Origin of the sequence: Rahnella sp. JUb53, from assembly GCF_004346065.1 — a bacterium.
Lineage (GTDB): Bacteria > Pseudomonadota > Gammaproteobacteria > Enterobacterales > Enterobacteriaceae > Rahnella > Rahnella variigena.
In genome coordinates, this window is sequence record NZ_SLYT01000017.1 from 18653 (window position 1) to 38921 (window position 20269).

At 48.7% G+C, this 20269-nt stretch carries 35 protein-coding genes; 28 read left to right on the forward strand and 7 right to left on the reverse strand.

The genetic code is table 11. The annotated features are described in order from the left end of the window. The first annotated feature begins 4 nt into the window (after positions 1 to 4). The 23 genes from rplP (at position 5) to EC840_RS24605 (ending at position 10827) form a co-directional block, all read left to right on the forward strand. Positions 5 to 415: a 50S ribosomal protein L16 gene (gene rplP, locus EC840_RS24495; protein ID WP_009639183.1), complete on the forward strand. Its 411-nt coding sequence runs from the start codon at positions 5 to 7 to the stop codon at positions 413 to 415. Further along, entirely contained in the window at positions 415 to 606 is a 192-nt protein-coding gene (gene rpmC / locus EC840_RS24500; RefSeq protein ID WP_013573692.1) for a 50S ribosomal protein L29, read from the forward strand. Before rplP ends, rpmC begins: the two co-directional genes overlap by 1 nt. Next, the gene (gene rpsQ, locus EC840_RS24505) at positions 606 to 860 is read left to right on the forward strand and encodes a 30S ribosomal protein S17 (RefSeq protein WP_014333604.1); all 255 of its coding nucleotides are present in this window, start codon (positions 606 to 608) and stop codon (positions 858 to 860) included. The genes rpmC and rpsQ overlap by 1 nt, the downstream gene beginning before the upstream one ends. 170 nt (positions 861 to 1030) lie before the next feature. After that, positions 1031 to 1402, forward strand: coding sequence for a 50S ribosomal protein L14 (gene rplN, locus EC840_RS24510; RefSeq protein ID WP_008457164.1), 372 nt, complete (start codon positions 1031 to 1033; stop codon positions 1400 to 1402). 10 nt (positions 1403 to 1412) lie between these two features. Then, the gene (gene rplX / locus EC840_RS24515) at positions 1413 to 1727 is read left to right on the forward strand and encodes a 50S ribosomal protein L24 (protein WP_095923752.1); all 315 of its coding nucleotides are present in this window, start codon (positions 1413 to 1415) and stop codon (positions 1725 to 1727) included. A 14-nt stretch (positions 1728 to 1741) separates the two neighbouring features. Beyond that, entirely contained in the window at positions 1742 to 2281 is a 540-nt protein-coding gene (gene rplE, locus EC840_RS24520) for a 50S ribosomal protein L5 (protein ID WP_013573695.1), read from the forward strand. 13 nt (positions 2282 to 2294) lie between these two features. After that, positions 2295 to 2600, forward strand: coding sequence for a 30S ribosomal protein S14 (rpsN, locus tag EC840_RS24525; RefSeq protein ID WP_013573696.1), 306 nt, complete (start codon positions 2295 to 2297; stop codon positions 2598 to 2600). A gap of 33 nt (positions 2601 to 2633) precedes the next feature. Beyond that, entirely contained in the window at positions 2634 to 3026 is a 393-nt protein-coding gene (gene rpsH, locus EC840_RS24530) for a 30S ribosomal protein S8 (RefSeq protein WP_013573697.1), read from the forward strand. Positions 3027 to 3039: 13 nt separating this feature from the next. Continuing rightward, a complete protein-coding gene (gene rplF / locus EC840_RS24535; protein WP_112288138.1) occupies positions 3040 to 3573 on the forward strand; it encodes a 50S ribosomal protein L6 in 534 nt (177 codons plus the stop codon). Between the two features lie 9 nt (positions 3574 to 3582). Next, complete coding sequence (gene rplR / locus EC840_RS24540) at positions 3583 to 3936, forward strand: 50S ribosomal protein L18 (RefSeq protein WP_013573699.1); 354 nt, start codon at positions 3583 to 3585, stop codon at positions 3934 to 3936. Between the two features lie 14 nt (positions 3937 to 3950). After that, positions 3951 to 4451 (forward strand): 30S ribosomal protein S5, encoded by a 501-nt coding sequence (rpsE, locus tag EC840_RS24545; RefSeq protein ID WP_013573700.1) that lies wholly within the window; start codon positions 3951 to 3953, stop codon positions 4449 to 4451. 6 nt (positions 4452 to 4457) lie between these two features. Further along, positions 4458 to 4637, forward strand: a complete 180-nt coding sequence (gene rpmD, locus EC840_RS24550; RefSeq protein WP_132967360.1) for a 50S ribosomal protein L30 — start codon at positions 4458 to 4460, stop codon at positions 4635 to 4637. A gap of 3 nt (positions 4638 to 4640) precedes the next feature. Then, a complete protein-coding gene (gene rplO, locus EC840_RS24555; protein WP_013573702.1) occupies positions 4641 to 5075 on the forward strand; it encodes a 50S ribosomal protein L15 in 435 nt (144 codons plus the stop codon). A gap of 7 nt (positions 5076 to 5082) precedes the next feature. After that, positions 5083 to 6414: a preprotein translocase subunit SecY gene (gene secY / locus EC840_RS24560; protein ID WP_013573703.1), complete on the forward strand. Its 1332-nt coding sequence runs from the start codon at positions 5083 to 5085 to the stop codon at positions 6412 to 6414. Between the two features lie 33 nt (positions 6415 to 6447). Beyond that, a complete protein-coding gene (gene rpmJ, locus EC840_RS24565; protein WP_002227352.1) occupies positions 6448 to 6564 on the forward strand; it encodes a 50S ribosomal protein L36 in 117 nt (38 codons plus the stop codon). A gap of 148 nt (positions 6565 to 6712) precedes the next feature. Beyond that, positions 6713 to 7069, forward strand: a complete 357-nt coding sequence (rpsM, locus tag EC840_RS24570; protein ID WP_013573704.1) for a 30S ribosomal protein S13 — start codon at positions 6713 to 6715, stop codon at positions 7067 to 7069. 17 nt (positions 7070 to 7086) lie between these two features. Continuing rightward, on the forward strand, positions 7087 to 7476 hold the full coding sequence (gene rpsK / locus EC840_RS24575) for a 30S ribosomal protein S11 (protein ID WP_004929731.1): 390 nt from the start codon (positions 7087 to 7089) through the stop codon (positions 7474 to 7476). Between the two features lie 30 nt (positions 7477 to 7506). After that, on the forward strand, positions 7507 to 8127 hold the full coding sequence (rpsD, locus tag EC840_RS24580) for a 30S ribosomal protein S4 (RefSeq protein WP_112288139.1): 621 nt from the start codon (positions 7507 to 7509) through the stop codon (positions 8125 to 8127). Between the two features lie 25 nt (positions 8128 to 8152). Further along, a complete protein-coding gene (rpoA, locus tag EC840_RS24585; protein ID WP_002919219.1) occupies positions 8153 to 9142 on the forward strand; it encodes a DNA-directed RNA polymerase subunit alpha in 990 nt (329 codons plus the stop codon). Between the two features lie 40 nt (positions 9143 to 9182). Further along, complete coding sequence (rplQ, locus tag EC840_RS24590) at positions 9183 to 9572, forward strand: 50S ribosomal protein L17 (RefSeq protein WP_013573706.1); 390 nt, start codon at positions 9183 to 9185, stop codon at positions 9570 to 9572. Between the two features lie 169 nt (positions 9573 to 9741). Continuing rightward, complete coding sequence (locus tag EC840_RS24595; protein ID WP_112288140.1) at positions 9742 to 10110, forward strand: DUF1992 domain-containing protein; 369 nt, start codon at positions 9742 to 9744, stop codon at positions 10108 to 10110. A 1-nt stretch (position 10111) separates the two neighbouring features. Next, positions 10112 to 10528, forward strand: a complete 417-nt coding sequence (gene zntR / locus EC840_RS24600) for a Zn(2+)-responsive transcriptional regulator (RefSeq protein WP_113878292.1) — start codon at positions 10112 to 10114, stop codon at positions 10526 to 10528. A gap of 98 nt (positions 10529 to 10626) precedes the next feature. Further along, positions 10627 to 10827, forward strand: coding sequence for a ribosome alternative rescue factor ArfA (locus tag EC840_RS24605; protein ID WP_112288142.1), 201 nt, complete (start codon positions 10627 to 10629; stop codon positions 10825 to 10827). Between the two features lie 34 nt (positions 10828 to 10861). Here EC840_RS24605 and mscL read toward each other — a convergent pair whose 3' ends face one another. The 5 genes from mscL to def all read right to left on the reverse strand — a co-directional run bounded on the left by mscL (position 10862) and on the right by def (position 15679). Continuing rightward, positions 10862 to 11278 carry a large-conductance mechanosensitive channel protein MscL gene (gene mscL, locus EC840_RS24610; protein WP_129639362.1) on the reverse strand — a complete coding sequence of 139 codons (417 nt, stop codon included), beginning with the start codon at positions 11276 to 11278 and terminating at the stop codon, positions 10862 to 10864. A gap of 125 nt (positions 11279 to 11403) precedes the next feature. Next, on the reverse strand, positions 11404 to 12780 hold the full coding sequence (trkA, locus tag EC840_RS24615; RefSeq protein WP_113878291.1) for a Trk system potassium transporter TrkA: 1377 nt from the start codon (positions 12778 to 12780) through the stop codon (positions 11404 to 11406). Positions 12781 to 12840: 60 nt separating this feature from the next. Next, a complete protein-coding gene (rsmB, locus tag EC840_RS24620; RefSeq protein ID WP_132967362.1) occupies positions 12841 to 14130 on the reverse strand; it encodes a 16S rRNA (cytosine(967)-C(5))-methyltransferase RsmB in 1290 nt (429 codons plus the stop codon). A gap of 75 nt (positions 14131 to 14205) precedes the next feature. After that, complete coding sequence (gene fmt / locus EC840_RS24625; protein ID WP_192878668.1) at positions 14206 to 15165, reverse strand: methionyl-tRNA formyltransferase; 960 nt, start codon at positions 15163 to 15165, stop codon at positions 14206 to 14208. A gap of 1 nt (position 15166) precedes the next feature. Then, positions 15167 to 15679 carry a peptide deformylase gene (gene def, locus EC840_RS24630; protein WP_132967364.1) on the reverse strand — a complete coding sequence of 171 codons (513 nt, stop codon included), beginning with the start codon at positions 15677 to 15679 and terminating at the stop codon, positions 15167 to 15169. A gap of 128 nt (positions 15680 to 15807) precedes the next feature. Between def and dprA the strand changes: the two genes are divergently transcribed. From dprA to aroE, 5 genes are read left to right on the forward strand one after another with little or no spacing between them, the layout of a single operon-like run. Next, positions 15808 to 16977, forward strand: a complete 1170-nt coding sequence (dprA, locus tag EC840_RS24635; protein WP_132967365.1) for a DNA-protecting protein DprA — start codon at positions 15808 to 15810, stop codon at positions 16975 to 16977. Next, complete coding sequence (locus EC840_RS24640) at positions 16949 to 17422, forward strand: DUF494 family protein (protein WP_112288149.1); 474 nt, start codon at positions 16949 to 16951, stop codon at positions 17420 to 17422. Before dprA ends, EC840_RS24640 begins: the two co-directional genes overlap by 29 nt. A 25-nt stretch (positions 17423 to 17447) precedes the next feature. Continuing rightward, positions 17448 to 18008, forward strand: coding sequence for a type I DNA topoisomerase (locus tag EC840_RS24645; protein WP_112288150.1), 561 nt, complete (start codon positions 17448 to 17450; stop codon positions 18006 to 18008). Further along, the gene (tsaC, locus tag EC840_RS24650) at positions 18001 to 18570 is read left to right on the forward strand and encodes an L-threonylcarbamoyladenylate synthase type 1 TsaC (protein ID WP_129639358.1); all 570 of its coding nucleotides are present in this window, start codon (positions 18001 to 18003) and stop codon (positions 18568 to 18570) included. Before EC840_RS24645 ends, tsaC begins: the two co-directional genes overlap by 8 nt. Positions 18571 to 18578: 8 nt before the next feature. Beyond that, complete coding sequence (gene aroE / locus EC840_RS24655) at positions 18579 to 19400, forward strand: shikimate dehydrogenase (protein WP_207914787.1); 822 nt, start codon at positions 18579 to 18581, stop codon at positions 19398 to 19400. A 50-nt stretch (positions 19401 to 19450) separates the two neighbouring features. Here aroE and EC840_RS24660 read toward each other — a convergent pair whose 3' ends face one another. Then, positions 19451 to 19993 carry a gamma carbonic anhydrase family protein gene (locus EC840_RS24660; RefSeq protein ID WP_112288153.1) on the reverse strand — a complete coding sequence of 181 codons (543 nt, stop codon included), beginning with the start codon at positions 19991 to 19993 and terminating at the stop codon, positions 19451 to 19453. A 74-nt stretch (positions 19994 to 20067) separates the two neighbouring features. Next, on the reverse strand, positions 20068 to 20269 hold a 202-nt coding region (locus EC840_RS25410; RefSeq protein WP_207914788.1), incomplete at its 5' end, for a hypothetical protein.

The window sequence follows — 20269 nt, forward strand, 5'->3', positions numbered from 1 at the left end:
GCTGATGTTACAACCAAAGCGTACAAAATTCCGTAAGGTGCACAAGGGCCGCAACCGTGGTCTTGCGCAAGGTACGGATGTGAGCTTCGGCACTTACGGTCTGAAAGCTGTTGGCCGTGGTCGTCTGACTGCTCGTCAAATTGAAGCAGCACGTCGTGCGATGACCCGTGCAGTTAAGCGTCAAGGTAAGATTTGGATCCGAGTATTCCCGGACAAACCGATCACCGAGAAACCGCTCGAAGTTCGTATGGGTAAAGGTAAAGGCAACGTAGAGTATTGGGTTGCTTTGATCCAGCCTGGTAAAGTCCTGTACGAAATGGACGGTGTGCCTGAAGAGCTGGCTCGTGAAGCCTTCCAGCTGGCAGCAGCCAAACTGCCTATCAAAACCACCTTTGTAACTAAGACGGTGATGTAATGAAAGCACAAGAGCTGCGCGAAAAAAGCGTGGAAGAGCTGAACACTGAGTTGCTGAACCTTTTGCGTGAGCAGTTTAACCTGCGCATGCAAACGGCAAGCGGTCAGTTGCAGCAAACACACCTGTTGAAGCAAGTGCGTCGTGATGTTGCACGTGTGAAAACTTTACTGACTGAAAAGGCGGGTGCGTAATGACTGACAAGATCCGTACTCTGCAGGGTCGTGTAATCAGTGACAAAATGGAAAAATCCATTGTTGTTGCGATTGAACGCGTGGTGAAACACCCGATTTACGGTAAGTTCATCAAACGTACGACCAAATTGCACGTACATGACGAGAACAATGAATGTGGTATCGGCGACGTTGTGGAAATCAGCGAATGCCGTCCACTGTCTAAGACTAAGTCTTGGACCTTGGTTCGCGTTGTAGAGAAAGCGATTCTGTAATACAGTAGCGCCTCTCGAAAATAGGTAAACGGCTCATGTACGTGGGCCGTTTATTTTTTCTACCCATAATCGGGAACCGGTGTTATAATGCCGCGCCCTCATATTGTGGGGATTTCTTAACGACCTATCCTGGGTCCTAAAGTTGTAGTTGACATTAGCGGAGCACTAACATGATCCAAGAACAGACTATGCTGACCGTGGCCGACAACTCCGGTGCACGTCGCGTAATGTGTATCAAGGTTCTAGGTGGCTCGCACCGTCGCTACGCAGGCGTCGGCGACATCATCAAAATTACCATCAAGGAAGCAATTCCTCGCGGTAAGGTGAAGAAAGGCGATGTGCTGAAGGCGGTAGTGGTGCGCACCAAGAAGGGTGTTCGTCGCCCGGACGGTTCTGTCATTCGCTTCGATGGTAATGCATGCGTTATTTTAAACAATAACAGCGAGCAGCCAATCGGCACGCGTATTTTTGGGCCGGTAACTCGTGAACTGCGTAATGAGAAGTTCATGAAAATTATCTCTCTGGCACCAGAAGTACTCTAAGGAGCGAACCATGGCAGCGAAAATCCGTCGCGATGACGAAGTTATCCTGCTTACCGGTAAAGATAAAGGTAAGCGCGGTAAAGTAAAAAATGTCCTGTCTTCTGGCAAGGTCATTGTTGAAGGTATCAACCTGGTTAAAAAACATCAGAAGCCTGTACCGGCCCTGAACCAACCAGGTGGCATCGTTGAAAAAGAAGCTGCAATTCCGGTTTCTAACGTTGCGCTCTTCAACACGGCTACTGGCAAGGCGGACCGTGTAGGCTTTAGATTCGAAGACGGCAAAAAAGTCCGTTTCTTCAAATCTAATAGCGAAACTATCAAGTAATTTGGAGTAGTACGATGGCGAAACTGCATGATTACTACAAAGACGATGTCGTAAAAAAACTCATGGCTGAGTTTGGTTACAATTCTGTCATGCAAGTCCCTCGGGTCGAGAAGATCACCCTGAACATGGGTGTTGGTGAAGCGATCGCTGACAAGAAACTGCTGGATAACGCAGCAGCTGACCTGGCAGCAATCTCCGGTCAAAAACCGCTGATCACCAAAGCACGCAAATCAGTTGCAGGCTTCAAAATCCGTCAGGGCTATCCGATCGGCTGTAAAGTAACCCTCCGCGGCGAACGCATGTGGGAGTTCTTTGAGCGTCTGGTCTCCATTGCTGTACCACGTATTCGTGACTTCCGCGGCTTGTCTGCTAAGTCTTTCGATGGTCGTGGTAACTACAGCATGGGCGTGCGTGAACAGATCATCTTCCCGGAAATCGATTATGATAAAGTCGATCGCGTTCGTGGTTTAGATATTACTATCACCACTACTGCGAAATCCGATGATGAAGGCCGTGCGTTGCTGACAGCCTTTAACTTCCCGTTCCGCAAGTAAGGCAGGGTTACTAATGGCTAAGCAATCCATGAAAGCACGCGAAGTCGTTCGCGTAAAACTGGCTGATAAATACCGCGCTAAACGCGAGGAATTGAAAGCTATTATCTCTGGTGTGAACTCATCCGACGAAGATCGTTGGGATGCAGTTCTTAAGCTGCAGTCTCTGCCGCGTGATTCCAGCCCGTCTCGTCAGCGTAACCGCTGCCGTCAAACTGGTCGTCCGCATGCTTTCCTGCGGAAGTTCGGGTTGAGCCGTATTAAGGTCCGTGAAGCCGCTATGCGCGGTGAAATTCCGGGTCTTAAGAAGGCTAGCTGGTAATTGTCACCAATTGAATCACGGGAGTAAAGACAGATGAGCATGCAAGATCCGATCGCGGATATGCTGACCCGTATCCGTAACGGTCAAGCCGCGAACAAAGTTGCGGTCACCATGCCTTCCTCCAAGCTGAAAGTGGCTATTGCCAACGTGCTGAAGGAAGAAGGCTATATTGAAGAATTTAAAATCGAAGGCGACGCCAAACCTGAACTGGAATTAGTACTGAAGTACTTCCAGGGCAAGGCAGTGGTAGAAAGCATTCAACGTATCAGCCGTCCAGGTCTGCGCATCTACAAGAAAAAAGATGAGCTGCCAAAAGTTATGGCCGGTATGGGTATCGCTGTTATTTCTACCTCTAAAGGTGTTATGACCGATCGTGCAGCTCGCCAGGCTGGTCTTGGTGGCGAGATTATCTGCTACGTAGCTTAATTGGGAGGAAAGAATGTCTCGTGTTGCAAAAGCACCCGTCGTCATTCCTGCCGGCGTAGAGGTAAAACTCAACGGTCAGGTTATTTCGATTAAGGGTAAAAACGGCGAGCTGTCACGTACTATCCATGACGCTGTTGTAGTTAAGCAGGAAGAAAATGCACTGACTTTCGCTCCACGCGAAGGCGCTGCAGACGGTTGGGCCCAAGCGGGTACCACTCGTGCACTGTTGAACTCTATGGTTGTAGGTGTTACCGACGGCTTCACTAAAAAGCTTCAACTGGTAGGTGTTGGTTATCGTGCTGCTGTTAAAGGCAACGTGGTGAATTTAGCCTTAGGCTTCTCTCACCCGGTCGATCACCAACTGCCGGAAGGCATTACTGCAGAATGTCCGACCCAAACTGAAATCGTGCTGAAAGGCGCTGATAAACAGGTTATCGGTCAGGTTGCTGCGGATTTACGTGCCTACCGTCGTCCTGAGCCTTATAAAGGCAAGGGTGTCCGTTACGCCGACGAAGTCGTGCGTACCAAAGAGGCTAAGAAGAAGTAAGGTAACACTATGGATAAGAAATCTGCTCGTATCCGTCGTGCGACCCGCGCACGCCGCAAGCTCAAAGAATTGGGTGCGACTCGTCTGGTGGTACATCGTACCCCGCGTCATATTTACGCACAGGTCATCGCACCAAACGGTTCTGAAGTAATAGTTGCTGCATCTACTGTAGAAAAAACTATCACTGAGCAACTGAAGTATACCGGCAACAAAGATGCTGCCACTGCTGTAGGTAAAGCTATCGCAGAACGCGCATTGGAAAAAGGGATCACGAAAGTATCCTTTGACCGTTCCGGTTTCCAATATCATGGTCGAGTCCAGGCACTGGCAGATGCTGCCCGTGAAGCTGGCCTTCAGTTCTAAGGAAGAGGTTTAAGATGGCTCACATCGAAAAACAAGCTGGCGAACTGCAGGAAAAGCTGATCGCGGTAAACCGCGTATCTAAAACCGTAAAAGGTGGCCGTATCTTCAGCTTTACCGCACTGACAGTAGTTGGTGATGGTAACGGTCGCGTTGGTTTTGGCTACGGCAAAGCACGCGAAGTTCCGGCAGCGATCCAGAAAGCGATGGAAAAAGCCCGTCGCAACATGATGAATGTCGCGCTGAATAGCGGCACCCTGCAGCATCCTGTTAAAGGTGCTCATACGGGTTCCCGTGTGTTCATGCAGCCGGCTTCCGAAGGTACCGGTATTATCGCCGGTGGTGCAATGCGCGCCGTCCTGGAAGTTGCAGGGGTTCATAACGTATTGGCTAAGGCTTATGGTTCCACCAACCCGATCAACGTGGTTCGTGCAACTATCGATGCTTTGGCAAATATGAAATCCCCACAAATGGTCGCTGCCAAGCGTGGTAAATCCGTTGAAGAAATTCTGGGGTAATTAACCATGGCAAAGACTATAAAAGTTACACAAATTCGCAGTTCCATTGGCCGTCTGCCGAAGCATAAAGCTACTCTGCTGGGCCTGGGTCTGCGTCGTATTGGTCACACCGTTGAGCGCGAGGATACTCCTGCTGTACGCGGTATGATCAACCTGGTTTCCTACATGGTTAAGGTTGAGGAGTAAGAGATGCGTTTAAATACTCTGTCTCCGGCTGATGGTGCCAAACAAGCGCCAAGGCGTGTAGGTCGTGGTATTGGTTCTGGCCTGGGTAAAACCGGCGGTCGTGGTCACAAAGGTCAGAACTCACGTTCTGGTGGTGGCGTACGTCGTGGTTTTGAAGGTGGTCAGATGCCTTTATATCGTCGTTTGCCGAAATTCGGCTTCACCTCCCGCAAAGCTATGATTACGGCAGAAGTTCGTCTGTCTGAACTGGCTCTGGTGGAAGGCGACGTGATCGACCTGAACGCGCTGAAAGCCGCTAACGTAGTTGGTATCCAGATCGAGTTCGCGAAAGTAATCCTTTCTGGCGAAGTTGGTCGTGCGGTAACTCTGCGTGGTTTGCGTGTCACCAAAGGCGCTCGTGTTGCTATCGAAGCTGCTGGCGGTAAAATTGAGGAATAAGTAGCAGATGGCTAAGCAACCGGGATTAGATTTTCAAAGTGCCAAGGGTGGACTAGGCGAACTGAAGCGCAGACTTTTGTTTGTTATCGGTGCGCTGATTGTTTTCCGTATCGGCTCTTTTATTCCGATCCCTGGTATTGATGCCACTGTACTTGCCAAATTGCTCGAGCAGCAAAGAGGTACCATCATTGAAATGTTTAACATGTTCTCTGGTGGTGCCCTTAGCCGTGCTTCAATCTTTGCTCTGGGGATCATGCCGTACATTTCGGCATCGATCATTATCCAGCTGTTAACGGTGGTTCATCCAGCGTTAGCAGAAATTAAGAAAGAAGGGGAGGCTGGCCGTCGTAAGATTAGTCAGTACACCCGTTACGGTACGCTGGTATTAGCAGTGTTTCAGTCGATCGGTATTGCTACCGGTCTACCGAACATGCCTGGTATGCAGGGCCTGGTGTTAAATCCAGGCTTTGCGTTCTACTTTACCGCAGTTGTGAGCTTAGTGACCGGGACAATGTTCCTGATGTGGCTGGGTGAGCAGATTACTGAACGAGGTATCGGTAACGGTATTTCAATCATAATCTTTGCTGGTATTGTAGCGGGTCTCCCGCCGGCGATTGCACATACTATTGAACAAGCTCGGCAAGGCGACCTGCACTTCCTCCTGTTGCTGTTGGTTGCAGTTTTAGTGTTTGCAGTGACTTTCTTTGTGGTGTTTGTTGAACGTGGTCAACGTCGTATCGTCGTTAACTATGCTAAACGCCAACAAGGTCGTCGTGTCTATGCAGCACAGAGCACGCACTTACCGTTGAAAGTGAATATGGCCGGGGTTATCCCAGCAATCTTCGCTTCCAGCATTATTCTGTTTCCTGCCACGATTGCATCATGGTTTGGGGGCGGGACTGGTTGGAACTGGCTGACAACGATTTCGCTGTATTTGCAGCCTGGGCAACCGCTTTATGTGTTACTCTATGCGACTGCAATCATCTTCTTCTGTTTCTTTTATACTGCGTTGGTGTTCAACCCGCGTGAGACAGCAGATAACCTGAAGAAGTCCGGTGCATTTGTACCAGGAATTCGTCCGGGAGAGCAAACGGCGAAGTACATCGATAAAGTAATGACTCGTTTAACCTTAATCGGTGCGATGTATATTACTTTCATCTGCCTTATCCCGGAGTTCATGCGTGACGCGATGAAAGTTCCATTCTACTTTGGTGGTACTTCTCTACTGATCGTAGTCGTCGTTATCATGGACTTTATGGCTCAAGTGCAAACTCTGATGATGTCAAGTCAGTACGAGTCTGCATTGAAGAAAGCAAACCTGAAAGGCTATAACCGCTAATCTGGTGAGTTTGCGAAGTTACGGAGAGTAAAAATGAAAGTTCGTGCTTCCGTCAAGAAATTATGTCGTAACTGCAAAATTGTTAAGCGTAACGGTGTCGTTCGCGTAATCTGCAGTGCAGAACCGAAGCATAAACAGCGTCAAGGCTGATTATCTCGCATATTTTTCTTGCAAAGTTGGGTTGAGCTGGCTAGATTAGCCAGCCAATCTTTTGTATGTAAGCAGCAATACTATTTGAGTATCCTGAAAACGGGCTTTTCAGAATGGTGTTGCCGTATATAAATAGTAGGAGTGCATAGTGGCCCGTATAGCAGGCATTAACATTCCTGATCAGAAACATACCGTGATCGCATTAACTTCGATCTACGGCATCGGTAAAACCCGCTCACAGTCTATCTGTGCTGCATCCGGTATTGCTGAAAATGTTAAGATCAGTGAGCTGTCTGAAGAGCAAATCGAAAAACTGCGTGACGAAGTTGCCAAGTTCATTGTTGAAGGTGATCTGCGTCGTGAAGTCACCCTGAGCATCAAGCGTCTTATGGACCTTGGGACTTATCGTGGTTTGCGTCATCGTCGTGGTCTTCCAGTACGCGGTCAGCGTACCAAGACTAACGCACGTACCCGTAAGGGTCCGCGTAAACCGATCAAGAAATAATCGGGGTGATTGAATAAATGGCAAAGGCACCTGTTCGTACACGTAAACGTGTAAGAAAACAAGTCTCTGACGGCGTGGCTCATATCCATGCTTCTTTCAACAACACCATTGTTACCATTACCGATCGTCAGGGTAATGCTTTGGGTTGGGCAACAGCTGGTGGTTCCGGTTTCCGTGGTTCTCGTAAATCCACTCCGTTCGCAGCTCAGGTTGCAGCAGAGCGCTGCGCTGACGCAGTGAAAGAATACGGTATCAAGAATCTGGAAGTTATGGTTAAAGGACCTGGTCCTGGTCGTGAGTCTACTATCCGCGCATTAAACGCGGCTGGTTTCCGCATCACTAATATTACTGATGTGACTCCTATCCCTCATAACGGTTGTCGTCCGCCGAAAAAGCGTCGCGTATAACGCTGCTTTTAGGTTTGTTGGAGAGAGAAAATGGCAAGATATTTGGGTCCTAAGCTCAAGCTTAGCCGTCGTGAGGGCACAGATTTATTCCTTAAATCTGGCGTTCGCGCGATCGATACCAAGTGTAAAATTGAACAAGCTCCTGGTCAGCATGGTGCGCGTAAACCGCGTCTGTCTGACTATGGTGTGCAGTTACGTGAAAAGCAAAAAGTTCGCCGTACTTACGGTGTTCTGGAGCGCCAGTTCCGTAACTATTACAAAGAAGCAGCACGCCTGAAAGGCAACACCGGTGAAAACCTGTTGCAACTGCTTGAAGGTCGTTTGGACAACGTTGTTTATCGTATGGGCTTCGGCGCTACTCGTGCGGAATCGCGCCAGTTAGTTAGCCACAAAGCTATCATCGTAAACGGTCGCGTTGTTAACATCGCTTCTTATCAGGTATCTCCGAATGACGTTGTCAGCATCCGTGAGAAAGCTAAAAAGCAATCTCGCGTGAAGGCCGCTTTGGAGTTGGCTGAACAGCGTGAAAAGCCGACTTGGCTTGAAGTTGATGCTGCTAAGATGGAAGGTGTGTTCAAGCGTATGCCTGAACGTACTGATCTGTCTTCCGACATTAACGAACACCTGATCGTCGAGCTTTACTCCAAGTAAAGCTTAGTACCAAAGAGAGGACACAATGCAGGGTTCTGTGACAGAGTTTCTAAAACCGCGCCTGGTAGATATCGAGCAAGTCAGTTCGACGCACGCCAAGGTGACCCTTGAGCCTTTAGAACGTGGCTTTGGCCATACTTTAGGCAACGCACTGCGCCGTATTCTGCTTTCATCCATGCCGGGTTGCGCGGTGACCGAGGTTGAGATTGATGGTGTACTGCATGAGTACAGCACCAAAGAAGGCGTACAGGAAGATATCCTGGAGATCCTGCTCAACCTGAAAGGGCTGGCGGTGAGAGTTCAAGGTAAAGATGAAGTTATTCTTACCCTGAATAAGTCTGGCATTGGCCCTGTGACTGCAGCCGACATTACCCATGATGGTGATGTCGAAATCGTCAAGCCGCAACACGTCATCTGCCACCTGACCGATGAAAACGCTGCTATCAGCATGCGTATCAAAGTTCAGCGCGGTCGTGGTTATGTGCCGGCGTCTGCCCGAATTCATTCGGAAGAAGATGAGCGCCCAATTGGTCGTCTGTTAGTAGACGCATGCTACAGCCCTGTAGAGCGAATTGCCTACAATGTTGAAGCAGCGCGTGTAGAACAGCGTACTGATTTGGACAAGCTGGTTATCGAAATGGAAACCAACGGTACGATCGATCCTGAAGAGGCGATCCGTCGTGCGGCAACCATTCTTGCTGAACAACTTGAAGCTTTCGTTGATTTACGTGATGTACGTCAACCGGAAGTCAAAGAAGAGAAGCCGGAATTCGATCCAATCCTGCTGCGCCCTGTTGACGATCTGGAATTGACTGTCCGCTCTGCTAACTGCCTTAAGGCAGAAGCAATCCACTACATCGGTGATCTGGTACAGCGTACCGAGGTTGAGTTACTTAAAACACCTAACCTGGGTAAAAAATCTCTTACTGAGATCAAAGACGTACTTGCGTCCCGTGGTTTGTCTCTGGGCATGCGCCTGGAAAACTGGCCACCAGCAAGTATTGCTGACGAGTAACCGGATCACAGGTTAAGGTTTTACTGAGAAGGATAAGGTCATGCGCCATCGTAAGAGTGGTCGTCAACTGAACCGTAACAGCAGCCACCGACAGGCTATGTTCCGTAACATGGCCGGCTCTTTGGTTCGTCATGAGATCATCAAGACGACCCTGCCGAAAGCGAAAGAGCTGCGTCGCGTTGTTGAGCCGCTGATTACTCTTGCCAAGACCGACAACGTTGCAAATCGTCGTCTGGCATTCGCCCGTACTCGTGATAACGAGATCGTGGCAAAACTGTTTAATGAACTGGGCCCGCGTTTCGCGAGCCGTGCCGGTGGTTACACTCGTATTCTTAAGTGTGGCTTCCGTGCAGGCGACAATGCGCCGATGGCATACATCGAGCTCGTTGATCGTGCAGAGTCAAAAGCAGAAGTAGCAACTGCTGAATAATCTGTAGATGCATGAAAAAACCGGGCTTATGCCCGGTTTTTTTACATCTAAAATTTGGACTATCCAATTTCTTCACTGCCGGCACAATTGAATCTGAATTCCCTCCCCGTTCGCGCTAAGCTGCAAGTATGTTCTATGATGATCCTTTCAATTTTCTAAAGGCAAAATCATGTTCCTTATTGACCAGTGGGTGGAGAAACACATCAAAGATGCTCAGGAAAAGGGGGAGTTTGATAATCTGCCAGGCAAAGGGCAGCCATTAAGTCTGGATGATGACAGCGCTGTACCCGAAGACTTAAGAGTCGCATTCCGCATCTTAAAAAATGCAGGCTATTTGCCACCAGCGCTTCAGGACAGAAAGGAAGCTGTCGAGTTAGAGCATTTATTACAGACGCTGGACAATGATGACCCACAGTTTGCCGTTTCTGAAAAACGACTCAGAGTTCTTCAACTGCGGTTGCAGCAGGCGGGTATGAATACTGGTTTTTTGCAGGGGCATTATAAAGATGCACTGCAGGATAAATTCAGGGGGAAATAGTATGTACAAAATTGGTGAGCTGGCCGGATTGGCAAATGTTTCCGCTGACACTGTCCGCTACTATGAGAAGCAAGGGATGATGAGCCCTGGCACCCGCAATCCTTCGGGTTATCGTCAATATGATGATAATGATCTGCAGCGGCTTCGTTTTATCCGTTATGCTAAATCGACAGGATTTACGTTGGACGCCATCAAGGAGCTGCTATCAATTCGCATCGATCCTTTGCAACACACGTGTCAGGAATCTAAAGCAATTGTGGACGAACGACTTGCTGAGGTTGAGTTCAAGTTACAGGAATTGACCCAGATGCGCGAGTCGCTACAAAGACTGAGTGCTGCCTGCTGCGGTTCGGCGCATACCAGCGTAACTTGCTCTATTTTAGAAGCTTTAGAGGATGGTGCAGGAAAAGTTAGCTAAATGGTTTAGTCGTTTTATATACCACTTTCGGACAGAAAATATTCGCAGTATGATGTGTACGGATTTTGTCCCAAATGTATTTCACATATCGAGGATCTATGACTCAGTATAAGCATCAAAAAGGTATCATTCAGGATAATGCGTTACAGGCTCTTCTCCATGACCCACTTTTCAAACAGCGTATTGAGAAGAATCAGAAAGGGAAAGGAAGTTATCGTCGTAAAGAGAAAAATGGGAAGGGGAGTTATCTGGAGGGCAGTGTTGAGTGTTCAGTCGAATATTCAACACTGCCCTTCTAAAATCAGTCAGAGTTTAACTGCCTGACTTTTACTTCTAGAGTTTTGGCGTCTGTTGTTCTTTCAGCAAATCACGAATTTCCGCCAGTAATGTTTCTTCTGCCGTTGGTTTTGGCGGAGCTGCCGGAGCATCTTCTTGCTTACGACGCATCTTGTTCATCAGCGTGATCGCCATGAATATCGCCAGAGCAACGATGATAAAATCAAAAACGTTCTGAATAAACACGCCGTAGTGCATAACAACGGCTGGCGTAGCGCCTTGAGCATCTCTCAGCACAACAGCAAATTGTTTAAAATCTACTCCGCCAATCAATAATCCCAGTGGAGGCATAATAATATCGGCGACAAATGATGACACTATTTTGCCAAATGCTGCACCGATGATGACACCCACAGCAAGGTCAACCACGTTGCCGCGCATGGCAAACTCACGAAACTCTTTCATAAAACTCATAAAACACTCCTTGGCAAATTCATCAAATATGTCAAAACAAGTAAAGACTATTTGTAGAGTCTTCGCTACAAAAGTTCTCACCAGAGTACTAATTAGCGGAAATTCCTATAAACCTCTTCACCCAATTATAAGAAGAATGGACTCGGCTGGAACAACCGCTCAACGTCTCTGACAAATTTCTTATCGGTAATGAACATCACAACGTGATCACCTTGTTGGATCCTGCTGGTACTGTTAGCGATGATCACATCGTTCCCGCGAACAATCGCACCAATGGTTGTACCTGGCGGAAGTTTGATTTGTTCGACTGTACGGCCAACTACTTTTGAGGTGGTTTCATCACCATGTGCAATGGCCTCGATGGCTTCAGCAACACCGCGGCGCAGCGAAGAAACGCTGACAATATCAGCTTTTCTGACATGCCCCAGTAATGCGGAAATCGTGGCCTGCTGCGGTGAAATCGCAATATCGATTACGCTGCCCTGAACCAAATCCACGTAAGCGCTGCGTTGGATAAGGACCATAGCTTTCTTCGCACCCATTCGCTTGGCCAGCATGGCAGACATGATGTTAGCTTCATCATCATTGGTAATAGCAATGAAAACATCAACCTGCTCAATATGCTCTTCGGCCAGAAGTTCCTGATCTGAAGCGTCCCCATAGAAGACGATAGTGTCTTGCAAAAGCTCGGCGAGCTCGGCGGCGCGTTGCTGATCGCGTTCGATAAGTTTTACGCTGTAATTTTTCTCAAGGCGTTGCGCCAAACCCGCGCCGACATTGCCACCGCCAACGATCATAATCCGCTTATAAGGTTTTTCCAGTCTCTGAAGTTCACTCATGACGGCACGGATGTGCTGCGATGCCGCCACAAAGAAGACTTCATCACCTGCTTCAATGATGGTCGAACCTTGAGGACGGATCGGACGATCCTGACGGAATATTGCGGCCACTCGCGTTTCAATATGCGGCATATGTTCACGCATAGAAGAAAGCGCGTTACCGACCAGTGGTCCGCCGTAGTAGGCTTTCACAGCGGCGATACTGACCTTTCCTTCAGCAAAATTGACAACCTGGAGTGCACCAGGATACTCGATAAGTTTGTAGATATAGTCTGTGACTAATTGCTCTGGCGAGATCAGATGATCAATTGGAACGGCTTCAGGCAAGAACAGCTTTTCAGATTCGCGGATGTATTCCGTTGAGCGAATACGCGCGATACGATTAGGCGTGTTAAACAGCGAGTAGGCTATCTGGCAAGCAATCATATTGGTTTCGTCAGAATTGGTCACAGCGACCAGCATATCCGCGTCTTCAGCGCCGGCCTCACGCAATACACGCGGATGCGAGCCATGTCCCTGGACAACCCGAAGATCGAATTTATCCTGCAGTTGGCGTAACCGGACGGTATTGGTGTCGACAACGGTAATGTCATTGTTTTCACCCACCAGGTTTTCGGCGAGTGTTCCGCCAACCTGTCCGGCACCGAGAATTATTATTTTCATGTGACTCTCTGCTTTGCCTCAACACTGTCAGCCAGCATCAATGCTGCTGACAGGAAATGATTAACTTTTAATAAGTTTAGCGTAATAGAAGCCGTCGCCATCTTCAGCATGAGGAAGATTTTGTCGTCCGGGATTTTCCAGCGTGCCAGTTTCGACCAATGTCGCATCCGGATGTGATTGCAGGAATGCGGCCACTTGCTGAGAATTTTCATCCGGTAATACTGAGCAGGTGGCATAGACTAATACGCCCTTACTTTTCAGTCTTGGCCATACCGCTTCAAGGATTTCTCTTTGAAGACCCGCGAGTTCAGCGATATCGCTGTCTCTGCGTAGCCATTTAATGTCGGGATGTCGGCGGATTACGCCGGTTGCCGAACAAGGCGCATCAAGCAAAATACGGTCAAATATACGATCACCCGCCCATACCTGCGGCTCGCGGCCATCACCCTGTTTGACTTCGGCACTCAGTTTCAAACGCTGCAAGTTTTCATGCACACGCTTCAAACGCTGCTCGTCCACATCAACTGCCAGAACGTGAGCTTTTGGTGCAGCTTCCAAAATGTGTGTGGTCTTTCCCCCCGGCGCACAGCACAAATCGAGGATCATCTCGCCATTCTGTGGATCCAGCAGATCAACGCTTCCTTGTGCCGATGCATCCTGAACGGTGACCCAACCTTCCGCAAATCCTGGAAGGAGATTGACCTGACAAGGCGTGACTAATCGCAATGCATCACGGTATTCAGGATGTGCAACGGCCTCAATCTGGGCGTCGTTAAGTAATTGAAGATACTCATCGCGGGTGTGATGCATGCGGTTTACGCGCAGCCACATAGGCGGTCTTTGGTTGTTTGCTTCGACAATACTTTCCCATTGCTCTGGATACGCTTTTTTGAGGCGGTTCAGCAACCAGCTTGGGTGAAGATAGCGACTGTCATTGTTCGCCATGCGTTGCAACAATTCTTCCTGTTGACGCTGGAACTGACGCAGAACCCCGTTGATAAGACCTTTCAACTGAGGGCGTTTCAGGGCAACGGCACCTTCGACGGTTTCTGCAAGAACGGCGTGTGCCGGAATACGGGTATGCATCAGCTGGTAGAGGCCAACCATCAGTAAATAATGCAAAGTTCTCTGCTTGCCGGTGAGCGGTTTTGCCATCAGTTGCTGCAAACACCATTCCAGCTGAGGAAGAACCCGCAAGGTACCGAAGCAGAGTTCCTGAAGTAATCCACGATCTTTATCTGAGACATTTTTTTGCAAACCAGGCAGAACGGTCGAAAGAGACAGACCTTTGTCCAACACCTGGCTAATGGCTTGAGCTGCAATACTACGGAGATTATAGGCTGTTTTCATAGTCAAAAAAGCTGACCGAAGCCAGCATTGTCAGAGAGATATGGCCCGACGAGATATCGGGCGTAGTCGTGAAGGTCAGGCTAAAAGTGTGCCTTCGATAAACCATTCACGACGAGAGTTAAGCAAGTCCTGTGCGGACATCGCCTTTTTACCCGAAGGTTGTAGCTGGGTGATATTCAGAACGCCGTCAGATGTCGCGACCAGAATCCCTTTTTTGTCAGCAGAGATGATAGTTCCCGGCAATTTATCGTGTTGTGTTGCCAGACATTCAGCCTGCCAGACTTTCACGGGCTGATCATCAATCATAAAGAAGCTGACGGGCCATGGGTTAAATGCACGAATACAGCGTTCAAGTTGTTCGGCCGACAGATTCCAGTCTAAGCGGGCTTCTTCCTTGCTGAGTTTCTCAGCATAGGTTACGTGCTCTTCGCTTTGAACTTCAGGTTTTGCTGTTCCGTTCGCCAGTTGCTGTAATGTTTCAAGCATACCCTGCGGGCCCAGCTCAGCCAGCTTGTTATAAAGCGATGCGCTGGTATCTTCCGGCAGGATGTCACATTCTACTTTGAGCAGCATATCGCCGGTATCAAGGCCGACATCCATCTGCATGATGGTAACACCCGTTTTAGCATCCCCAGCCCACAATGAACGTTGAATAGGGGCCGCGCCACGCCAGCGGGGCAGAAGAGAACCATGAACGTTAATGCAGCCAAATTTCGGCATTTCGAGCACGGCTTTTGGCAGGATCAAACCATAAGCTACGACCACCATAATATCAGCCCCGAGCGCTGAAACCAGAGACTGGTTTTCTTCAGGACGCAGAGATTTTGGCTGAAAAACAGGGATATCGTGAGTTTGAGCCAGAATCTTCACCGGGCTCGCGGTCAGTTTATTACCGCGACCGGCCGGGCGATCAGGCTGAGTGAAAACGCCCACCACCTGATGCTCTGATGATAAAAGCGCGTCAAGATGACGCGCTGCAAAGTCGGGAGTACCGGCAAATATGATTCGCAAAGCATTGTCCTGTGTTACACGAATATTAGTCAGCCCGTGCGTTCAGCTTGGCCATTTTTTCCATCTTCTGGCGGATACGCTGACGTTTCAATGGGGACAAATAATCCACAAATAATTTGCCCACCAGATGATCCATTTCATGCTGGATACAGATCGCCAGCAAGTCATCTGCTTCTAGCTCAAAGGTTTTACCGTCGCGATCAAGCGCGCGTACTTTGACTTTCTCGGCACGCGGCACGAGAGCCCGTTGATCAGGGATCGACAGACAGCCTTCTTCAATCCCTGTTTCGCCGCTTTTTTCCAGCAGTTCAGGGTTGATGAGAACCAAACGTTCGTCGCGGTTTTCAGAAACATCAATCACGATGATGCGCTGATGAATGTCTACCTGAGTCGCAGCCAGGCCGATGCCTTCTTCTGCATACATGGTTTCAAACATATCATCCACGATCTGCTGAATTTCGGTGTTAACTTCTTTGACCGGTTTTGCAGTAATGCGAAGCCGCTCGTCTGGGAAATGTAATATCTGTAATACGGACATATTTTTCTGGATCTTTATTCAAATGATTGAAGATATATAGACTCTATTCTAGACATTTCCCGCTGCGATTGACAGCATCCTCTGCCAATTGAATCAGTCGCTGAAAGGCATTAAGCAAGGAAAGCATAATGACACTACAGGAAGTGTGGGTACGTTTGTCGAGAGTTAAACGCCTTGATGCGGGTCTGGCCGAAGGGATTATCCAGTCATTATTTAACAGCGGAATTTATTCCCCCTCTGCATTAGTAAGTTGCGGGCTTTCAGAAGGACAACTCTCGGAGTTTCGACATTGTAATGCGAAATGGGTTGCAGAATCACTGAGATGGCTGGAAGGCGATCATCACCATCTGATTACTTTTGGCAGCGCTTTGTATTCGGCTTTGTTGGCCCAAATATCTTCTCCTCCATTGATTCTGTTTGTGGAAGGGGATCCTGATTTACTGTCCTCGCCTCAAATCGCGATGGTCGGGAGTCGTGAATTTACTCATTACGGCGAACAATACGCGCAGGTCTTTGCCAGCGGGCTGGTAAGTAGCGGTTTTACTGTGACGAGCGGTCTGGCTATGGGGATCGACGGAATTAGTCACCGTGCAACGCTTGAGGTGCAGGGGAAAACGATCGCTGTTCTGGGAAGCGGATTGTTAAAACGTTATCCGCCCCGGCATTCAACGCTAGCTCAGCACATTCTTGAAGCCGGAGGGGCACTGGTGTCCGAGCATTTAGTGACGGCTCCGCCGCTCGCTGCACACTTTCCTCGACGTAACAGGATAATTAGCGGATTAAGCGCTGGCGTGCTGGTCATCGAGGCAACATTACGCAGTGGTTCCCTTATCACTGCCCGTTACGCACTGGAGCAGGGAAGAGAAGTGTTCGCCCTCCCGGGCCCATTGGGCAGTGTGACATCAGAAGGCACGCACTGGCTCATTCAGCAGGGCGCTTATCTGGTGACGGAACCTAACGATATTGCCGAGCATATTGGCAGCGGGCTGACTTGGTTTCCTTATATTCGTGCTTCAGAATCTTTTAAAAAGCCTGCAAACAAGAGTTCCGTTGCTCCACAGACGATTATTTGTGCGCAAGATAGCGAAGTTGAATTGCCATTTGCTGATGTGTTGGCTAACGTAGAATATGAGGTGACATCTGTTGACGTCGTCGCCGAACGTGCCGGCCAACCTGTGCCAGAAGTGGTAGGTAAGCTACTCGAGCTGGAGTTAGCAGGATGGATCGCAGCTGTATCCGGCGGCTATGTCCGAATTAAGAGGGCAAGCCATGTTCGACGTACTAATGTACTTATTTGAAACTTACATTCACAACGAAGCGGAGATGAATGTTGACGAGGATAGGTTAACGGATGACTTGACCGAAGCTGGTTTCCACCGGGCCGATATTCACAATGCGTTGAGTTGGCTTGAAAAACTTGCGGATATGCAAGAGGGTGGAACCCCATCTTATATGCTGGATTCCGATCCTTCAGCATTACGTATTTATACCGATGAGGAAACAAGTCGGTTAGATAGCAGTTGTCGTGGCTTTTTATTGTTCCTGGAACAGATCAAAGTACTGAACTTCGATACCAGAGAGATGGTTATCGATCGTGTTATGGCTCTGGACACTGAAGAATTCGATCTTGAGGATCTGAAGTGGGTCGTGCTGATGGTTCTCTTTAATATTCCCGGATATGAAAGTGCATATCAGCAAATGGAAGAGCTGTTGTTTGAGGTTAATGAAGGTTATCTGCATTAAGAGATAACAGGTAAAAAAGTAAGATATGACAAAAGCAGCACTTTTTGCTGAGAAGCAAAATGAATCCTGTCCGGAATGCGGGGCCGATTTGGTGATCCGTAGTGGTCGCCACGGCCCCTTTCTGAGTTGTTCATCCTATCCACAATGCCAGTATATTCGTCCTCTGAAATCTCAGGCTGATGGCCATATTGTGAAAGTCCTGGATGGACAATTATGCCCCAAATGTGAGTCGACCTTAGTGCTGCGTCAGGGGCGTTATGGCATGTTTATTGGTTGTAGTCAGTATCCGGAATGTGACCATATTGAAGTGATAGATAAACCGGAAGAAACCAGCCTGGATTGCCCGCAATGTGGGAAAGGGCATTTGTTGCAGCGAAAATCACGCTTTGGCAAAGTGTTTCATGCCTGTGATCGTTACCCGGATTGTCAGTTTGCCATTAATAACAAGCCGGTGGCGGGGGAATGCGTCCATTGCCATTACCCTTTATTGATGGAAAAGAAAACGGCGCAGGGTATTAAGCTATTTTGTGCCAGTAAATTGTGCGGTAAAGCCGTAGAAATTAAAGATAACGAACAAGATGAATAAAAGCTTAGAAAACTCATTTACCCTCGTACTTGATGCGCTGCGTGAGCAACAAGTCGTTGCTTATCCGACTGAGGCCGTCTTTGGTCTCGGATGTGATCCGGATAGCGAACAAGCTGTCGATGCGCTTCTGGCGCTCAAAAAGCGGCCAAAAGATAAAGGTCTTATTCTAATTGCTGATAATTATCAGCAGCTTCTCCCTTATATAGATGACTCATCGCTCAATGAGCAACAGCTTGCGCATATTTGGTCATTCTGGCCGGGCCCGGTAACGTGGGTCATGCCTGCGAAACCGTCAACGCCTGAATGGTTAACCGGACGCTTTACGTCGCTGGCGGTACGGGTCACTGATCATCCTCTGGTCAAAGAGCTTTGCCAAAAATTTGGTAAGCCGCTGGTATCTACCAGTGCGAATCTCAATGGCGAGCTGCCATGCCGTTTGCCCGCAGAAGTCCGGCTCCAGTTTGGGGATAATTTCCCTGTAATTGATGGCGATGTCGGCGGAAGAGAAAATCCCTCAGAAATCCGGGATGCCCTTACCGGCAACCTGATCCGTCAAGGTTAAAGGAAAAAGTGATGCCATCTTTCGCGGTATTTGGAAATCCGATCGGCCACAGTAAATCCCCTCGTATTCATGCATTGTTTGCCAGCCAGACCGGGATCGATCACACCTACGGTACTGTGCTTGCTCCGCATGAAGAGTTTGAAGAAACGCTGCGAACCTTTTTTGCGGGCGGAGCCTGTGGGGCAAATATCACTGTGCCTTTCAAAGAGCGTGCTTTTGCAGAATCTGATGAACTGACTGACCGCGCTGCGATGTCCGGTGCTGTGAATACCCTGAAAAAGCTCAAAGACGGCCGGTTACTCGGGGACAACACCGATGGCATTGGCATGCTGAGTGATCTTGAGCGGCTGGCGCTTTTGAAGCAAGGTGATCGTGTTTTATTGATCGGTGCCGGCGGCGCGGCGAGAGGGGTGATACTTCCTTTGCTGTCTCATGGCTGTTCAGTGGTTGTCACCAACCGGACGTTTGAACGCGCACAACATCTGAGCCATATCTTCGAACAAAAAGGGGATATCCGGGCTATCGCATTAGCCGATCTGGCTGATGAGTCTTTCGATCTGATCATTAACGCCACGGCTTCGGGTATTAAAGGTGAGATCCCTGCGATCTCAGAAAAAGTGCTGACCGCGCAGACCCGTGTCTACGATATGTATTATCAGGCAGGTTTCACGCCTTTTCTCACCTGGGCTAAAAATAACGGGGTAACGGCTTATGCCGACGGGTTGGGAATGCTGGTGGGGCAAGCTGCCCATGCTTTCTATATGTGGCATGGTGTTATGCCAGAGATAGAGCCTGTGCTGGAGCAGTTAAAGAAAGACTTGCTGGCTTAACCAGTAATGCCTGAACAGTGTGCATTTTACTGTTCAGGCAACGCTATTCTTTATTGTTCCTGCGAACGGTAGAGATCTTTCCAGGTCACATAGTTATTCGAAGAGTATGTCAGCCCTGCTAGTTCCTCTGACGTCAGCTCGCGTATCTGTTTAACCGGACTGCCTAAATAGAGATAACCGCTTTCGAGGGTTTTTCCTGGCGGCACCAGACTGCCGGCGCCAATCATCACATCATCTTCAACGATCGCACCGTCCAGCAGTATCGATCCCATTCCTACCAGTACCCGGTTTCCGATAGTGCAACCATGCAACATAGCTTTATGGCCGACGGTCACGTCCTCTCCAATAATAAGAGGGTAGCCCTCAGGATTATGCCGCGACTGGTGAGTGACATGCAGCACGCTTCCATCCTGCACATTGGTTCTGCAGCCGATAACAACATTATTCACATCACCACGTATCACCACCAACGGCCAGATACTGACATCATCAGCCAGATCCACATCACCAATCACCACACTGGAGGGATCAACCATGACTCTTTCTCCTAATGTTGGTGTTAATCCTTGATAAGCACGCAAAGCCTGAGACATCTGAAGCACCCCATAAGTGAGTTTTGACCTTGGCAATATAGTTCGGGTCTGAGGAAATACCAATTTCGGCTCAATCAGATCGGCGTGAAAACCAGCGGATCGAACGAGATCTCCGCGAAAGGGTTGAAAAACACGCAGTCGATCCTTTTATTGGAAAAAAGGCTTGTGCAAAAAATTTGGATCCCTATAATGCCGCTCCATCGACAGGGAACAACGTGAACAACATCACGAAGTAACCGGGTCGGAAAGATTAAAAACAGCGGCAACCGGATGAAA

Excerpts from the sequence above, each read along its gene's own strand:
- rplP (WP_009639183.1), top strand. The coding sequence starts at position 5 with ATGTTACAACCAAAGCGTACAAAATTCCGTAAGGTGCACAAGGGCCGC.
- rpmC (WP_013573692.1), top strand. The coding sequence starts at position 415 with ATGAAAGCACAAGAGCTGCGCGAAAAAAGCGTGGAAGAGCTGAACACT.
- rpsQ (WP_014333604.1), top strand. The coding sequence starts at position 606 with ATGACTGACAAGATCCGTACTCTGCAGGGTCGTGTAATCAGTGACAAA.
- rplN (WP_008457164.1), top strand. The coding sequence starts at position 1,031 with ATGATCCAAGAACAGACTATGCTGACCGTGGCCGACAACTCCGGTGCA.
- rplX (WP_095923752.1), top strand. The coding sequence starts at position 1,413 with ATGGCAGCGAAAATCCGTCGCGATGACGAAGTTATCCTGCTTACCGGT.
- rplE (WP_013573695.1), top strand. The coding sequence starts at position 1,742 with ATGGCGAAACTGCATGATTACTACAAAGACGATGTCGTAAAAAAACTC.
- rpsN (WP_013573696.1), top strand. The coding sequence starts at position 2,295 with ATGGCTAAGCAATCCATGAAAGCACGCGAAGTCGTTCGCGTAAAACTG.
- rpsH (WP_013573697.1), top strand. The coding sequence starts at position 2,634 with ATGAGCATGCAAGATCCGATCGCGGATATGCTGACCCGTATCCGTAAC.
- rplF (WP_112288138.1), top strand. The coding sequence starts at position 3,040 with ATGTCTCGTGTTGCAAAAGCACCCGTCGTCATTCCTGCCGGCGTAGAG.
- rplR (WP_013573699.1), top strand. The coding sequence starts at position 3,583 with ATGGATAAGAAATCTGCTCGTATCCGTCGTGCGACCCGCGCACGCCGC.
- rpsE (WP_013573700.1), top strand. The coding sequence starts at position 3,951 with ATGGCTCACATCGAAAAACAAGCTGGCGAACTGCAGGAAAAGCTGATC.
- rpmD (WP_132967360.1), top strand. The coding sequence starts at position 4,458 with ATGGCAAAGACTATAAAAGTTACACAAATTCGCAGTTCCATTGGCCGT.
- rplO (WP_013573702.1), top strand. The coding sequence starts at position 4,641 with ATGCGTTTAAATACTCTGTCTCCGGCTGATGGTGCCAAACAAGCGCCA.
- secY (WP_013573703.1), top strand. The coding sequence starts at position 5,083 with ATGGCTAAGCAACCGGGATTAGATTTTCAAAGTGCCAAGGGTGGACTA.
- rpmJ (WP_002227352.1), top strand. The coding sequence starts at position 6,448 with ATGAAAGTTCGTGCTTCCGTCAAGAAATTATGTCGTAACTGCAAAATT.
- rpsK (WP_004929731.1), top strand. The coding sequence starts at position 7,087 with ATGGCAAAGGCACCTGTTCGTACACGTAAACGTGTAAGAAAACAAGTC.
- rpsD (WP_112288139.1), top strand. The coding sequence starts at position 7,507 with ATGGCAAGATATTTGGGTCCTAAGCTCAAGCTTAGCCGTCGTGAGGGC.
- rpoA (WP_002919219.1), top strand. The coding sequence starts at position 8,153 with ATGCAGGGTTCTGTGACAGAGTTTCTAAAACCGCGCCTGGTAGATATC.
- rplQ (WP_013573706.1), top strand. The coding sequence starts at position 9,183 with ATGCGCCATCGTAAGAGTGGTCGTCAACTGAACCGTAACAGCAGCCAC.
- EC840_RS24595 (WP_112288140.1), top strand. The coding sequence starts at position 9,742 with ATGTTCCTTATTGACCAGTGGGTGGAGAAACACATCAAAGATGCTCAG.
- zntR (WP_113878292.1), top strand. The coding sequence starts at position 10,112 with ATGTACAAAATTGGTGAGCTGGCCGGATTGGCAAATGTTTCCGCTGAC.
- EC840_RS24605 (WP_112288142.1), top strand. The coding sequence starts at position 10,627 with ATGACTCAGTATAAGCATCAAAAAGGTATCATTCAGGATAATGCGTTA.
- mscL (WP_129639362.1), bottom strand. The coding sequence starts at position 11,278 with ATGAGTTTTATGAAAGAGTTTCGTGAGTTTGCCATGCGCGGCAACGTG.
- trkA (WP_113878291.1), bottom strand. The coding sequence starts at position 12,780 with ATGAAAATAATAATTCTCGGTGCCGGACAGGTTGGCGGAACACTCGCC.
- rsmB (WP_132967362.1), bottom strand. The coding sequence starts at position 14,130 with ATGAAAACAGCCTATAATCTCCGTAGTATTGCAGCTCAAGCCATTAGC.
- def (WP_132967364.1), bottom strand. The coding sequence starts at position 15,679 with ATGTCCGTATTACAGATATTACATTTCCCAGACGAGCGGCTTCGCATT.
- dprA (WP_132967365.1), top strand. The coding sequence starts at position 15,808 with ATGACACTACAGGAAGTGTGGGTACGTTTGTCGAGAGTTAAACGCCTT.
- EC840_RS24640 (WP_112288149.1), top strand. The coding sequence starts at position 16,949 with ATGTTCGACGTACTAATGTACTTATTTGAAACTTACATTCACAACGAA.
- EC840_RS24645 (WP_112288150.1), top strand. The coding sequence starts at position 17,448 with ATGACAAAAGCAGCACTTTTTGCTGAGAAGCAAAATGAATCCTGTCCG.
- tsaC (WP_129639358.1), top strand. The coding sequence starts at position 18,001 with ATGAATAAAAGCTTAGAAAACTCATTTACCCTCGTACTTGATGCGCTG.
- EC840_RS24660 (WP_112288153.1), bottom strand. The coding sequence starts at position 19,993 with ATGTCTCAGGCTTTGCGTGCTTATCAAGGATTAACACCAACATTAGGA.